Below are 15581 nucleotides of genomic sequence, written 5' to 3'. Positions count from 1 at the left end.
TTAGATCGCGCTTGGAAAGTGATGGATTCACCCGGCCCGCGAAGCGGCATGACGATCTCCGCCGGGGCTCATTCCCCGGCATCATCGATCAAACAGCCCGCTTCACGGCGTCACTTCCTGCTGGCCCTGGTCCTTCTTGTCTTCGTCCTCTTCATCATCGGCGGATCCGCCGTAGCCGAGAACTTCCACCGTGATCAGCGAAGGCTCCTCCACCACATCCTGTGGCTTCGTCTCCTCGGCCGCGCGGTTCTGCTGGCCCGGATCCGCGGACGTCGCCGCGCTCGTGGTATTGGCCGCCGCCGTGATGCTGCCCACGGACGGTGCCGCCACTGCTCCCGGATTCGTGCCCGCGGCGGAACCACCCACCGAGATATTGCCGGCGTTCACCACCACCGCTGCCGCGATGTTCAGGTTGCCCGAGACCCGGATGCCCGCGTCACCGGCATCGATCGTGCCTTCCGGTGCGATCAGGTCGACGTCGCTCGGCGCGATTCCCGCCACGGTATTGAGAACACCGATGCCACCACCCGTCGCCAGACCGGCGAGGTCGGTGCGGACGTCCGCGCTCTGCGGGTCGATCAGCACCCGCGTCGGCGGAGCGGATTGCACCGTCTTCGAGGAAGATCCGGCAGCAATGTTACCCCGCGTCGACCAGATGATTTCATCACCACCGCGCAGCGTGAAGATACGCGAGATGCCGAGGTCCACATTGAGATCCGTGAAGACATTGATATTGCCACCCGACTCCGTGACGATGCCCGGAGGCGTCAGTGGCGTGCCGACCACCGTCGAGGCCAGCGACAGCGAGCCACCCGGTGCGAGCAGCGCGATGTTTCCGCCGTTGCGCGTGCGGATGTCACGCGAGCGCGTGTCGATGTCGCCGTCCCAAGTTCCATCTCCGCCGGGGAAGAGCGTCGTGATCGCATCCTTGCCCGCATCGTAGTTGCCGAAGCCGTCGCTGTCCGGGTTGTTGTGATTCCGGCCCGCGTCGCGCAGCACCAGGAAGAAGACATCCAGCGCCGTCTGGTTCATCGCCTCGGTGTCGAGCGCGTCGAATTCCTCCTGCGTCAGTCCCAGCTCCTTGAGATGCTTCGTGCCTTCCTCGCTCTTCACGAACTTCGGAATGAACGCCGCGAAATCCGCATTCGATTCCTCAAGCGAGGCCGCGTTGCCGCCCAGACCCGCCATCGCGAGGATGTCCGCCCCCGCGAAGGCCAGATACGGATTGCGACCGTTGCCAATGCTCGTGATGCCGGAGCCCGTGCCATCGGTGAGGCTCGCACCCGTGCCCAGGTCGATGTTGCGGCCGGCCAGCACTTCCAGCGTTCCTTGGCCCGCGATCTGGATGTCACCGGCGGGAGCGAAGTCCTGGTTCACCGTCACGTTGCCCGCGGTGCGCGCCGTCGCGCGTCCATCGGTCGAGTTGTCGTAGGCGATGATATCCCGGCCCGCCGAAACGAGGCTCACGTCATCGCTCGAAAGGTGCTGCAAATACAGCGAGATGTCCCGGATATCCTGCCCCGCGATCACCCGCGCCGCCTTCGGTGAGAACAGCGTCAGGCCCGAGATGTCTCCACCATCCGCATAGATCCGCACCGGCGTGGTATCGCCCGTGTGCAGGCCGCCGGACGTGTGGACCGCTTGCTTCTCCTGAAGCACGCCATTCGTCGAGCCGGTCTCATCGAAGAGACTCGCGAACGAATCGAGGAAGCCGTTGATCGTTCCCGTCGCCCGTGTTTGGGAAGTGCCCACCAGCGTCTGATAGCCGAAGGGAGTCGTGATCCCATAGATCGCGGATGGATCCGCATCCGAAACATTGATCCGTCCCGAGACCCACGTCTGCGGCGAACCCAGGTTCACCAGGCCCAGGCCCGCGGTGTGAAGCCCGTTCACCGAACCCGCCGCCAGCAGGTCCAGGCTGCCCGTCTTGGACGGCGAGAGATTGATCGAGCCCGTGACATTGATGTCGCCCGAGAAGGCCGAGACCGAAAGCGTGCCCGGCATCAGGCGGAAGGCCTCCGTGAACGGCGTCACCGAGCTCTCCACCAGCCGCAACCACGGCTGATAGAAGGCCGAACCTTGGTTCGTCCCGAGGCGCAGCTGGTTGTCAAACCACAGCTGCAGCGTCGGCACCGCATCGGTCGTGCCATCCGCCACCACCGACTCGCGGAAATTCACATCCCCACCCAGCGACTGCACCGAGAGCGAGGCATCCGACGAGTAGGTCGAGAACCACGTCTTGTTCCAGAACGAGTTGTTGAAGCCCTGCGGCAGCAGGAACGGATTCGTCACCGGACCTAACAAAATATCACCACCCGCTTCCACGTCGAAGCCACCCTTGCCCACGAACAGCGTCGTCGGCAGCCACGTCCGCGAATCGCTGACCTGCGAAGGCGTGCGGATGATCGTGATCGAAGGCGAGCGCGTCGAATTCGTCGTGATGTTCGCGCCGGCAAGCAGCGAGCCCTCGCCGCGCTCCACGTAATAAACACCGCCATCGATGTTGCGGCCCGCCTTCACGCGGATATCGCCGCCACCCAGTTCCACCAGCTTGTCGGCCGATGGCTTACCGCCGGGCATCCGCGCATTCGTCGGTGCCACCGCGTCCACGTTGCTGACATCGCGTCCAGCCGTGAGGCTCACATCGCCACCGCCCAGCGCACCGATGCCTTCGAAGAAATTCGTGAAGTCCACCCACCACGTCGTCGAGGCGGTGTCGCCATTCCGCGTCGCGCCGAATTCACCCGTGGTCGGATTGATGTAGCCGCGGCGATAGAGCCAGTTCACCGGCATCTGCCGCTGCGAATCCTGGATCAGCGTGCCCGCGCTGGTCTTCGTCAGGTGAACGATGTCGTGACCCGCATTCAGCGTCACATTGCCACCGCCCAGCGTGTACTGGATCGGCGAACCGGACGTCTGCTGGATCGAACCCAGCGTTCCCGTGCTGCCCGTCATCCGGTTGATCGGCAGGACAAAGGTGCCGCCCATCGTCGGATCGGCCACCTGCGTGCCCGCCGTGTAGATCGAGGCAAAGGCATTCAGCAACTGGATGTCGCCCGCCGTGACGACGTCGATGTCACCGCTACCGGTGCGGATGACCTGATAGAGACCGGAAGTGGAAGTCGCACTGAGGATCGTCGAGGTCAGCGCCGCTGTGCCGCCAGTCACGATCGCCGCACCGCCGTTCTTGCCGAGCTTCAGCGAACCGCCCGCAGCTCCCAGCGCAATGTTGTCCGCAAACTGCATCGGCACCACCGAGCGTGTGTCGGCGGCAGCGAAGTCCGCACCCGCCACCAGGCGATACGACCAAGACTCGGCGTTGTCTGCCAGGTTCGCATTGTTCGCCAGCATCGCCGCGGTATACGCGCCGGTCGCGAAGCCGTCGGTGAGGCTGTTGTTGAAGACCAGGTTGCCCGCCGCACGCAGCGTCAGGATGCCGGGCACCTGCTCCGCACCGAAGCGGAAGGTCGCCAGGTTCCAGTCACCCGAGTTTCCAGAGGTGCTGGCACCACCGAGCGTGAGGTCGCCGGTCGTATTGATGATCTCCGCGCCGGGGCGCACCGTCAGGATCGAGCCGAGCGTTCCAGCCGTGCCACCATTCGCCGCCAGGATGCGATTCTCAATCGTCGCGCTGTTAGAAACGAAGGTCGTCGCGTCGGTCTTCACCGTGTTCTGCACCGTCGTGCTGATCGTGCCGGTTCCGGTGAGATCGTAGGTCTTGTAACCTTCCACGATCACGTTCGAAGCACCGGTGATCGTGCCCGCCAGGTTGCCCACCGCGAGATCCGTGCCGCCGGAAAGTTGCGGCGCACGCACCTGCAGCGTGCCGCTGAAGTCGCCAATCGCAGCGCTGTTAGCCGTCTTGCTCGCCACCGAGAGATCAATCGTGGAACCCGCATTGACCGAAACCACACCGCCCGAAGCGCCGCGCGTTTCCAGGACCACGTCGCCACCCTTGCCAGCGGAATCGAAATCATCCGCCGAAGCATCGATCAGCGAACCGCTCGCCAGCGTCAGGTTCTTGCTCGCCACCAGTCGCACCGAGCCACCCTCCGCGCCGGACACGTCGATCGTGCCGCTCACCGTGATCGAGCCCGCATCCGCGGACAGCGAGTAGCTCTCCGCCAGCGCGGTGCCATCCACCGCCACATCACCCGTCCGCACGCGATACGCACGCTGGCCGGTGAAGAAATTCTGGTTCAGCTGCGAATCGAGGCTCGCCAGCGATGGCAGCGATCCCACGTCGAGCGAGAAGCTGCCATTGTGCCCGCCTGCCCCGCCCTTGCCGGCAATCGTCCCGGCGATCGTCGTCGAGCCATGGATGGCCGAGATGCTGAGCTGGCCCGCATTGCCACCGCCCGGCTTCGCCGCCACGGAAAGCTTCCCGGAATCGGTCACCGTCACGTTCCCCGTATCGGAGGTCAGGCTGATCAGCCCGCCGCTGGTGTAGCGCGTCTGATCCATGAAGCGGCGCGCGGACCCACCCGCATCGATGGAGCCGGACACCACCACGTTGCCCGTGGTCGCATGCGCGGAAACACTCCCGCTCGGCAAGATGATGTTGGACGCGAGCTCGACCGATGAACCGGTGAACGAAAGCGAAGCACCCAGACCCGCCGTCGTGCTCGTGGTCACATTTCCACCACCGCCGGTCTTCAGCGAACCGGAAGCCGTGAGCGCATAGCTCACCGCGCTCGCCGAGTCGATCAGCGGCGCGTTGATCTGCAAGTTCCCCGCCGCATTGAAGCGGCCGCTCTCAGCAATCGAGAAGCCCTTGTTCGCCGTGAGATTGTAGTTCGCAAAGCCACCCGCACCGAGCGTGCCCATCCCCATGCGGATCGTCTCGGCATTGAAGGAAAGCGTGCCACCCGTGACCGGCGTCGCCGCACCGGCAGTGCCGCCGGGACGGTTGTCGAGTTCGATGACCCGCGCATTGAAGGTCACGTCGCCGCCATTCGCATTCAGCCCGCGGATCTCCGCAGCGCGCAGCGACAGCGTGTCGATGACCGGCTTGCCATTGCTGGAAACCCCGCCCACCGAACCCGCACCAAGCAGGTCGATCGACGAGTAGCTCGAAAGCGCCAGCGACTTCGCCGAAGACAGCGAGGTCAGCGTGGCACCGCTCAAAACAAGACCGGCATCCGCTCCCGGAGCGACCGTAGGATCCAGCACCAGGCTGATGCGACCGCTGGCCAGCGCCAGCGCATCGGCCGTCAGCACCGCCGTCGGATCGATGACGGTTAGAGAAGTCGAGTCGAGCGTGATGCCCGTCGCCTTGATCGAGGCACCCGCACCGATCTCCAGCCGCGGCGTGCCACCCGGCGTCACTCCGCGGCGCAGCACCGGCGCATCCGTCTGCCCGCTCACGCGGAGCAGCGCGCCATTGCCGCTGCCCGCCACCGACGCATCGCCCAGGATCAGCGTGTCGCCTTCGGAAGAACCGCTCTGTTGGATGACCGAGCCGTCTTCGATGTTCAGCGCCGTCTTCGCGGCCAGAATGATTTCGCTGCCCTTGAGCGGCGCACCGGCATTGTCGACCGTCAGGTTGCCCGTCGTCACCGCCACCAGCGTGCCGTCGGCCGTCGTCGTGCGGACCCCACCGATCAGCAGGCTCTCGGCACCGAAGCTGGAGAGCAGCGCGGAGTCCAGCACCAGCACGCCGGAACCGCCCGTCGCGGTGCCATTGGAGATCAGGATATCCACCGGGCTGCTGATGTCGATCAGGCCGCCGCGGAACTTGTCACCGGCCTCCGAGGAAATGCTGCCACCCAGCGCCATCGCCTTCGTCGCGGCCAGCACCAACTGCCCGGAATCACCCGGAACGCGGATCGAGCCGCCGGTGAAGAAATTGTTAGCGAGCAGCTTCGTGTACTCCGCACGACCCGCCAGCGTCGTCGGCGGCGTGAGCTCGAAGCGCGTCACGATTTGCGGCGTATCGCGATTGGCCTCAAGACCATTGAAGCGCACGCCCGACACCACCTTCGAACCATCCGCAACCGGCACGGTGCCGATCGCGGCACCCGCCAGCGGCTTGATCAGATAAGCACCCGCCAGCGTCGCATAGCGCGCCGGCAGCAGCGTGTAAGTCCCAGCCGGCAGACCACTCGAACCATCCAGCGTGATCTGGTCGCCCACCTGCAGGTTGCCATTCACAAAGCCCGCATCACCGCCCAGCGAGGACGCCGTATTGAAAGGCGCATACGGCGCATACTCCGCGCTATAGCCCGGCACGATCGCGAAGCTGCCCGTGTCCGCCAGGATATCCCGCGAACCACCCAGCCCCTGCACCCAGCGGTAAGCCTGCAACTCGCCACCACCGCGGATGTCCACCTTCGAGCCCGCCACCGTCGTCACGGATTCAGCCGAAAGCGTCACCGACTTCTGCGGCGGTCCCGAGGTCGTGATGTCATTGCCACCCGGATCGATCCACGACGTGCCATCGAAGCTCACGCCATACGGCACCGTGATTCCCTTGCCAGTCAGCGGATCGATGCCCGAGACGGAAGTGACGCTGTTAGCCCCCAGCGTGAGCGAAGTCGTCTTGGTGAACGAAAGCCCCGTGAATAAATCCGACGGCGCCGTGCCCGTGCCATCCCAGCCCAGCTGGATCTTGCCAAACGGCGCGCGCAGCGTGCCATTCTGGACGATCGTCGAACCGTAAACCGAAAGCTTCCCTCCACCCGACAGCGGCAGGTTCCTGCTGCCCGAGCCATTGATCGTCACCGATCCCTTGTGACCCGTGCCACCCGCCGTGTAGTCGAAGGCCGCGATCGTGAAATCAAGCCCGGTCGGCGGATAAATCTGCCCCGCTGTTAGAGTGATGTCACCCGCCACCGCCAGCGTCCCGTTGCCGCGGATGTCGCCATTCGTCGCCGTCAGGTTGAGCGAGCCCACATCGCGCAGCGCGAGGTCACCCACATCGATCAAGCCCGCCGAGATCGATACCGAACCGGTGCCATTCGTCGGCGGCATCCGGCGGAACACGCCATTGACGTCATACTCCGGATTCTCTTGGGACTCGCTTGAGAGCTTCGGCGTGTCGAAATTGTTCCCCACCGCCACGTAGCGCGCATTGAGCGAAACGGTGCCGCTCGCCGTGATCACCGGACCCGTGCCCGCCGTGATCCGGCCATCGGCATTGATCGCCACATTGCCCGTGAAGCCAATCGTGCCACCCAGATCCAGATTGGCGAAGCCGCCCTCCGTGAAATGATCCGCCGCGAAACGTCCGCCACCCAGCACCCCGCTGCCATCCACCGGCGCATTCGCACCGATCGTCGGCACGAAGCCGTTCGCCATCACGCTGCCCGATTGCTTCACCAGCAGCGTCGTGTCATCCGGGTTCGCCAGATTGCCCAGCAGATAGAACCTTCCCGAGGAAACCGAAAGCGTCCCGCCGGCCGCCGTCGATCCGCCCGCCTCGCCCATCAGCGTGGCATCGGACAGCAGCATCTGGCTTCCTGTTAGAGTGATCTTGCCCGCGTTGCTCTCGACCAGCATCGAGTCGCCTCGCGTCTGATACGGCTTGCTCGTCGTGCCGGAGCTGCCGGACGCGATGTCATCCAGCGAGCGGCCGGATTCACCCGGCAGCAGGTCCAGCGTGTCGCTGCTTCCCGACACATCCAGCTTCGCCCCCGCCTGCGCGGCAATGTTGCCGGACACCGTGATCGAGCCACCGTCGAGCACCGCACCGCGCTTGCGACCGAACGAATCGGGAACCAGGAAAGTCTCACCCGACGCATCCAGCACCGCATCCGATCCGATCAGGACCGTCACCGATGGATTCTGCGCCACCGGGTTGATGCCCGGCAGCGGGAAATTGTTCGCACCCGTGACCTTGATCGAGCCACCCGCGGCCAGCACCGAGCCGTGCACCTCCACCGTCTGTCCGGAAAGCGTCACGCTGCCCTTCGGCCCCGCATCGATCACCGAGCCCGCCCCCATCACCGTGTCGCCGCGCAGGATCAGCGCGTTCGAGAGGAATTCATTGGCCGCACCAGTGGCACCGAAGGAAAGGCTCAGCGGCGAGCGCAAGCCCTCCGGCTTCACGATCTCCGAGAAACCTAGTACTCCATTCGTATCGTTCGCCACCCAGCTCGTCACCGTCGGCGCGATCGTCGTGCCCGGTGCGATCACCATCCCCGCGCCACCTTCACGGCCGATGCCCGTCAGCGAGAAGCTCGTGAAGCCACCTTGGTCGAAGAACGTCGGATCGACATGGAAGACACCCGCCGGTGCCGCTCCACCGACCTGGATCGCTTGCGCGCGCAGGCTCAGCGAGCCGCCCTTCGCGCCCGAGAATCCACGCAGCTCACCACCCAGCGCAAGCGTGCCACCCGTGACACCCGAGAGAGAAACATCGCGACCCGCCAGGATCGAGAGACTGCCCGCATTGCCATAGGTATACTTGCCGGTCGAGCTCGCGATCATGCCGCCGGACACATCCGCCACCGATCCTTCCGCAAGCAGTGCCGACATCGCCGTCACCGAAATCGAGCCACCGGTGATGATCTGCGGCGTCTGCTGCGCCGTCGGCGAAAGCGGCCGGTCATCTGCGATCAGCCCAGCAGTGCTCAGCACCGCATTACTGCCCAGCCGGAAGAACCCGCGGTTCGGATCCGCCGCCGGCAGCTCCGTCGTCGTGCCGCTCGCCTTCAGGTCCGCCACCGTGTCCGGCGAAATGTTGTAGGCCGTGAAGCTCAGCGTGCCACCCGGCGCGATGATCGAGCCATTGACCGTGAGATTCGCACCCGCCAGCGAGATCGAGCCCCTTGGCGCCGCCTTCAGCGCGACCCCCTCCTCCACCACGATGTCACCATCGAGCGAGCGGACGGAAAGCGCACCGAAACCGCTTTCCTCCAACAATTCAGGCGAGAGGAAAAGATCGTTCAAGCGCTCCGTCGGCAGCGCCTCCGGATGACCGGATGCATCGAGCGCGAAGTCCGCCACCGGAGCCTGCGGATTGCTGTTAGAGAAAGTGACCGTCGTGTTGTGCGGCGTGTATTCGACCGGCGTGCCATTCAGGATGCGCTGCGCCGTCAGCGAAATGCTCAGCGACGAGGCCTTCGGCTGGTTCGTCGTCTGGCGCGTGCCCACCACCGTATTGCCGGAGAGCTTGCCATCCTGCACCACCGAACCCGCGGCGATATCGAGCGCACCGCCCGCACCACCCTGCGTGAAGCCTTCCTGGTAGCGGGTCCCGTTCAGCGTGAAGGGATTCACGTACTCCTGCACCGTGCCCCACTTCTTGTTCACCACCAGGTTGCTGCCAGTGAAGACACCGTCATAGACGCGGTCCGGAGTCGCATCGGAAATGTCGAAAACCTTCCCGCCTGCGGACACGCGGCTCGTCTGCACCACGCCGCCCGCGTAGTTGACCCAGCCGCCGGAAACATTGACCTCCGCATTGTCGCGAATGACCACCGCATCACCGGCCTGCAGCTTCACGGTGCCACCGGCTGCCGTGAGCTCACCCACCGTGCGCTCCACCAGGTTCACGTAGCCCGTCAGGTCCGCCAGCGCGGTGCCCACCCAGGTCTTGCCATTGTAGACGCCGGTCTCCGTGACATCGATGTAAACCGTCTGCCCGCGCAGCGGCCCATCGCGCAGCAGCGGCGAATCCGCCAGCTCCGTGCCGCGCAATTCCGCACGCACGATGTTCGACGTCACCGACGAAGCCACGTTCTGCGAACCCGACACGTCAATCGTCGCACCGCTGTCGATATCGATGCGCCCACCCGAGCGGATGTAAGAATACTCCGGCGTTCCAGACGGCGTCGAAGCCGGAATCGTATTCCAAGTGCCCGCGCTCACCGTCACGTTCGCGCTCGGCGCGTAGAGGATCGAGTTGTCGTCGAAGTGCACCACGTTGCCGCGGACATTCACCTGCGAAGGCAGCGCCAGCACCGAGCCCACCACCTTGTCCGTGCTGGAAAGCTCCGGCGTGATCCGGGTGACACTGTCCTCACCAAGCGTGACATTGCCCGACGAACGATTGAGGAAAGAGAACGAGGTCGCGCTCGAGGGATCATACGCGATGTTGCCGATCGCATCGTAGTCCGCCAGCAGGTCAATGCGACCATTGAGCGAGACCGAGGTCGTGCTCGTGATCACGCCCATCTGGTTCACTGCCTTGCCCGCCATCGTGATGTTCGCACGCGGCGAGTCGATGATGCCGTTGTTCGTCGCCGAGCCAGCGTAAGCCGTCAGCGTCGAAGCAGGATCCGCCACCGCACCGATGAAGGTATCCAGACCGCGCAGCGAAGGATCCGAGCTCTTGTGCGCATCGAAGCCCACCTGCAATCCAGCCGCCAGGATCGTCTGCCCGTCCGCCGTGGAAATCGAGCCGTTGTTGACCACGTTCGCACCCACCAGCGCGATGCGTCCGCCCACCTTGTCCACGGAAGTCGGCGCAGTCAGCTGCGCACCCGCCTCCACGATCACATCACCGATCCGCGTGTTCGCCGGCAGACCGGGATCGAAGGCCGGCATGCCATCATTGCCCGCAGGCATCGCCAGCGCGGAGAAAAGGAACTGCTGGTCCGGATTGTTCAGCAGACCGCGGTCGATCAGGTTCGTGTTGATCGGCAGCGCGGATGCCACCAGCGCGTGGACATTCACCTGCGACTTGCCGCCGAAGACGATCCCGTTGCGGTTCATCACGTACACCTGCCCCTTCGCCTCGATGTTGCCGAGGATCTGGGTCGGGTTCAGGAGCGGGTCGTTGACGAAGTTGAACGCAATCCACTGCCCCACGTTCGAGCCGCCATCGGTCTGGTCGAAGGTGAGCGTCGTATTCTTGCCGACGTTCATCGTCTCCCAGTTCAGCAGCGCCTGTTGCGCCGTCTGCTTCACCGTCACCGTGGTGGTGCCACCGGAAGTCGTGCTCTGCACCGGCAGGTTCGCACCCTTCCAGAAAGTCGAGTTCGGTCCCGTCACCCGCGAGTCGACCTGCAAGCCACCCGTGCCAAGACCATCCGGCACATCTGGCAAGACTGCACCGCTACCCGAAGGATTCGTGTTCGCGTGATTGCCACCGCTGTTCGCAAGATTGCGCGCGGCCAGCTGCATCGCCTGCACCGACTGGATCGCCATCGCGGTCCGCGCCAGCGAGTCACGCGTCGTCCCACCCGCCGGCACGATCGGTGGCGGCGTGGTGCCCACTGGATTCGCCGCACCCGTCGGCGCTGAACCTGCTGCCCTGCCACCTCGCAAAATGTCACCGGCCATCGCTGGCCCGGTGAGCAGACCCAATTCTCCAAGCAGGACCAATGCGGTGCCTGCGAGCTGCGATGAGCGGAGGAGACGGTGCGGGTGGCGAGCGGGTGACATGTGAGGGAAAGCGAAAGCGCGTGGGGTTATTTGGACTTCGGCTCGGCGAGAACCTTCGGAAGCTCAATCTCGTTGATGACGACCGGATGATCACGTAACAGTTTCGCCACATACTCCTGGCTGGCGGCCTGCGCACGCTGCTCACGGAGCCTCTCGGCTAGACGGGGCTTCACTTCGTCAAAGCTCAGCTTCCGCGGTTCCTCGCGATCTAGTACTTTTACGAAGTGCCAGCCGTCCTTGAGTTGGATGGCACCAGTTACCCCGCCTTTGGACAATTTCGTGATCTCCGTGCGGATGCCTTCCTCGATGAGGTTCTCATCCAGCCAGCCGATCTCGCCACCCTTGCCAGCGGACGTCGCTTCCTCGCTGGAAGCACGCGCGATCGCGGCAAAGTCGGCATTCGGAGCAGCCAGCTTCTTCTTCACGTCGGCCACTTCGGCTTCCTTGGCAGCCTTATCCTTCGCCGCTTCAGGAGCAGCGATGAAAACCTGCGCGAGCTTGTGGCGGCGTTGCACATTGAGCGCATCGCCCGCGCCGTCATAGGCCTTTTTCAAAAGCTCTTCCGAAGGAAAATCCGCTTCCGGCTCGGCGATCGAGCGCAGGTAGCTCTCGGCCACGATCGTCGCCCGCGAGCGCTCGATCTTCGCCGCCACCTCCGGGCGATCTCCCCACTTCTTTCCTTCGGCTTCTTGCAACACCAGCCGCTGCACCAGCAGCGTGCGCACCGCCTCTGTTAGAAGCGATGGCTGCTTCGCCGCGGCCTCGCGCTGCGCAGGTTCAAGTCCGGCCAGCCAGTTCTGCACGTCCTCCACATACACTTCCGCATCACCCACCTTGGCGACCACGGTTTTGTTAGAAGAAGCGGCTGGCTTGGTCTGCGCGGACAACGGCGCAAGCAGGGCGAGGCAGGAAATAAGAATGCGATAATGCATGAAAACAAAAGGGAACGGGAACAATCGGGGGAAAGAGGGGGACGGGAGCAGTGGAACAAATCAACTCCGGCGCAGGTGATCCGCTGCGATCAGGGGGTAGGTTTCTTCTTTTCTCCTTCGGCGGGAATTCGTGCATCCTCCACCTTGTCACGATAGTCCTGCACCAGCGTATCAAGGCGCGCCTTGGTGATGCCGGTGAAGGGTTCACGCGCCTTGAGCGCTTCACCCACGCTGAAGCTGCGGTAGCGCTCCAGGATCTCGGTCGCCAGGCGATAGAGCTCCAGGTTCTGCGCCTTGTGATCGCGCACCTTCGCCTGCAGCACCGACTTCTCGTCGGCCAGCTTCGCACGCTCCGCTTCCTTCGCATTCGCGACCGCGGCGGCCTTGGTATAGCCCTCCTTCCACTTCGCCAGCGTCGCATCTAGCGCACCGTATTTCTCTTCCAGCGACTTGTAGTCCACCGTCAGCCTCTCGATCGATTTCTTCGAGGCCGCCTGGTCTTCGGCCGACTGCTTCGCCAGCGCGTCGGCCTTCTTGGTCAGCTCGGTGATCTTCGCATCGGCAGCCTCCTTGTCGGCCTTGGCCTGCTGGGCCTCGGTCTGGGCGGTCCGGAGTTGGAGCATGCTATCGCGCAGCGCCGTGCGCAGCTTGGCATTCGCGGCGGCTTGCGGGTCTTCCGCGGCAGCGGCTTCCTCACCGCGCACGGCGGCGAAGGGCAACAGGCAGGCGGAAAGGAGCAAAAGGGAGCGGGACATGGTTAGAACTTGGCGTTGATGTCGAACTGGAGGACGTCGCTCTGCAGCGTGGGTCCTGCGATTTCATTGGCGCTCATCCAGCGCGCACCGAGGCGCACCGAGGGCGAGAGGGCGTAGTTTCCACCGATGGTGAAGCCCTTCATGTTGGTGCCACCGCCGCCGAAGTCGGAATCGGTGAAGCCGTCGATGACAGCATCCGACTCCACATAGCGGTAGCCGAGGAAGGCATTCCAGTCGCCGCGCTTGTCGAAGGACGGGCTGCCGGCGATCAGATTGAGGAACCACGCCGAGTCGCCACCTTCGAAGGCGCTGTTGCCACCCGCACCGGTCGGACCCCGGTTGTTCACGCCATAGGCGGACAGGCGGCCTTCGTCGAAGGCCACGTTCTTGATCAGCTCACCCACCGCGGACAGGCGGATCGGCTCGTAGCCGTCGTAGTCGAGGCGGCCGGTCATCGTCACGTTCTTGAACGGCGTCGCCAGGCCAAAGTACTGCCACTGGTTCGTCGTGCCGAAGCCATTGCTCGCATCCGGGATGATCACCCGCAGCGGCATGTAGGTATTCCCCTTCTGCGCGAAGGACGGGCGCGTGCCATCGGTATCGCCCGCATCCGATGAGGTCAGCGGCGTGTAAGGCGTGGAAAACTCGCCCTCGGCTCCACTAAAGTCATAGTAGGCCACCGCGAACTTCGCCGTCAGGTCCTCCTTGAGCTTCAGGTTCACGCCGATCTGCCCGGCGAAGAGGTACTTGTCCGTGCTCTCGAACTTCGCCGGATTGTTCGTCGCGAAATTGTAGTCGGTGTTGAAGATCGGGAATGCACCGCCGCTGCCGAAGACCTTCACCGTGTCATTGACCTGGTGCGAACCGCGGATCGCGATCCCGTCCATCCCGATGTCATCATCCCACATCACCTCGGACGAGAAGAACGGATTGTCAAAGCGCCCGATGTCGATGTTCACATCCGCATCCAGCTGCTTGCCGAAGTTGTAGGAGAGGAACGCCCGGTCCAGCCACAGCGCATACTTCGAGAAGTTGCCGCCCGAAGCACCGAAGGATTGGTTCGGCGAGACCGGCGAGCTGCTCTCGCCCGTCGCCACCCGGAAGCCACCGCTGAAGCCGTCCTCAAGCTCGATCGCAGCACCCGCCCGGAAGCGGAAGCGGAAACGATCGCGGTCCTGGTCGACGTTGAGCTGCGGCGAGAACTGCGTGCCCGAGACATCGAAGGGCGCGCCGGTGTTGATCGCGTTGAAGTTCGGGAAGGCGCCGGTGTTGTCGTTGCTATCGCCGAAGTAGGTGCCCTCGTAGCGCGTGCGCAGGTCACCGAAGACCTTCCACTGCTTCTTCCACTCCGGCTCCGGATTCTTCGCGGAATACTCACGCTCGCGCGCCTCCGCCATCAGCTGCGCCTTGATCTCGGTCTGCATCTGCTGCTTCACCGGCTCCGGCACGTAGCTCACGCCCACATCGCCCTGCTCCACCGGTGGCGCGGAAGCATCGGCAATCGCGACCCGCATCGACTCATCGCGCAGCCGCGCCGCTTCGGCATCGGCCTGCGCCATCGTCACGAGGTCCTTCGCGTCTTCCGCGCTCAGCACCCCGCGCTTCACCAGGCGGTTGATCAGGTTGATGGTCACGTTCTGGGAAACGCCGCCGCCGGCCATCATTGCGGCAGGACCATTCGCGGCATCGACCGGCGCCGTGGTCTGCGGCTCTGTTAGAGCCGGCAGGTCGCTGCCGGGTTCCTCAGGAACCGCCCCTCCGGGGGCGGCCTCCTGGGCGTGCAGCAGTCCCGCTTGCAAGGTAAGCGCGAGCAACGTGGAAAGAGGGAGGTGGGAATCGTAGCGGAGCATTGGGATGAAAAAGGTCAATCAGTTGGCCTTGCAGGGGGAAATCGGGATCACTTGGTCTTCTTGCCGGAGAGCCGCATGTGGATCGGCATCGGCATGTCGGAAGGCAGCGACTCGGGGAGTTGGAAGCCGATCAGGTCGTTGCGGAGCGCGTCGTCCGCCGTGGAGCTACCGGAGGAACCACTCAGCTTCACCTTCGTCACGCGACCGGTGGAATCGACCCACACTGCCACCTTCGCGCTGAAGGCCGCATGGCTCGTCTTCGAATTGCGCGTCAACTCGGCTTGCAGCGTGCGGATCAGCATCCGCGCCGCGCCGTCATACTTGCCGGCGGGAATGCCGCGGCGACCGCTGCCAGTGCCGCCCTTGCCTCCCTTGCCACCTGGGCCGAAGCCATTGCCCTCACCATTCCCCGAGGGAAGGTCGGCGCCATTGTCTCCCGCAGGCTCATCATTCGATGCATCGGGCTCGGGCGGAGCCTCCTGCGGAATCTCCTCCTGCGCGATCATCTCCTGCTTCTGCTCCTCCGGCGGCGGTTCTTCCTTCGGTGGTGGTGGCGGCGGCGGCGGTGGTGGAGGAGGAGGCGGCAGCGTGATCTCGACGACCGCGGCCTTTTTCTTCTTCGGCTCCTCCTTGCTGCAGGACGTGAACGCGAGCGCGACAAAGGCCACACTCAGGCCAATGACACCGCTGATGATCTTTTCTGCGAAAGCCAT

The 15581-nt window shown here is 64.3% G+C and carries 5 protein-coding genes; all 5 read right to left on the bottom strand.

Annotated features, from left to right (window positions below; all coding sequences use genetic code 11):
• Positions 1 to 102: 102 nt before the first annotated feature.
• Positions 103 to 11331 carry a filamentous hemagglutinin family protein gene (locus tag WKV53_RS15085; protein WP_341405600.1) on the bottom strand — a complete coding sequence of 3743 codons (11229 nt, stop codon included), beginning with the start codon at positions 11329 to 11331 and terminating at the stop codon, positions 103 to 105.
• Between the two features lie 26 nt (positions 11332 to 11357).
• Positions 11358 to 12263: a peptidylprolyl isomerase gene (locus WKV53_RS15080; RefSeq protein ID WP_341405599.1), complete on the bottom strand. Its 906-nt coding sequence runs from the start codon at positions 12261 to 12263 to the stop codon at positions 11358 to 11360.
• Between the two features lie 89 nt (positions 12264 to 12352).
• Positions 12353 to 13018, bottom strand: a complete 666-nt coding sequence (locus WKV53_RS15075) for a hypothetical protein (RefSeq protein WP_341405598.1) — start codon at positions 13016 to 13018, stop codon at positions 12353 to 12355.
• A gap of 2 nt (positions 13019 to 13020) precedes the next feature.
• Complete coding sequence (locus tag WKV53_RS15070) at positions 13021 to 14868, bottom strand: putative porin (RefSeq protein ID WP_341405597.1); 1848 nt, start codon at positions 14866 to 14868, stop codon at positions 13021 to 13023.
• A gap of 47 nt (positions 14869 to 14915) precedes the next feature.
• Positions 14916 to 15581, bottom strand: a complete 666-nt coding sequence (locus WKV53_RS15065) for an energy transducer TonB (RefSeq protein ID WP_341405596.1) — start codon at positions 15579 to 15581, stop codon at positions 14916 to 14918.

The organism is Luteolibacter sp. Y139, from assembly GCF_038066715.1.
GTDB classification, from domain to species: domain Bacteria; phylum Verrucomicrobiota; class Verrucomicrobiia; order Verrucomicrobiales; family Akkermansiaceae; genus Haloferula; species Haloferula soli.
Note: the sequence above shows the minus strand (reverse complement) of the source record. Positions and strands in the feature narration are given on the sequence as shown.

What these genes read in the sequence shown, in the direction of transcription:
- WKV53_RS15075 (WP_341405598.1), bottom strand. Translation starts at nt 13,018, where the DNA reads ATGTCCCGCTCCCTTTTGCTCCTTTCCGCCTGCCTGTTGCCCTTCGCC.
- WKV53_RS15085 (WP_341405600.1), bottom strand. Translation starts at nt 11,331, where the DNA reads ATGTCACCCGCTCGCCACCCGCACCGTCTCCTCCGCTCATCGCAGCTC.
- WKV53_RS15065 (WP_341405596.1), bottom strand. Translation starts at nt 15,581, where the DNA reads ATGGCTTTCGCAGAAAAGATCATCAGCGGTGTCATTGGCCTGAGTGTG.
- WKV53_RS15080 (WP_341405599.1), bottom strand. Translation starts at nt 12,263, where the DNA reads ATGCATTATCGCATTCTTATTTCCTGCCTCGCCCTGCTTGCGCCGTTG.
- WKV53_RS15070 (WP_341405597.1), bottom strand. Translation starts at nt 14,868, where the DNA reads ATGCTCCGCTACGATTCCCACCTCCCTCTTTCCACGTTGCTCGCGCTT.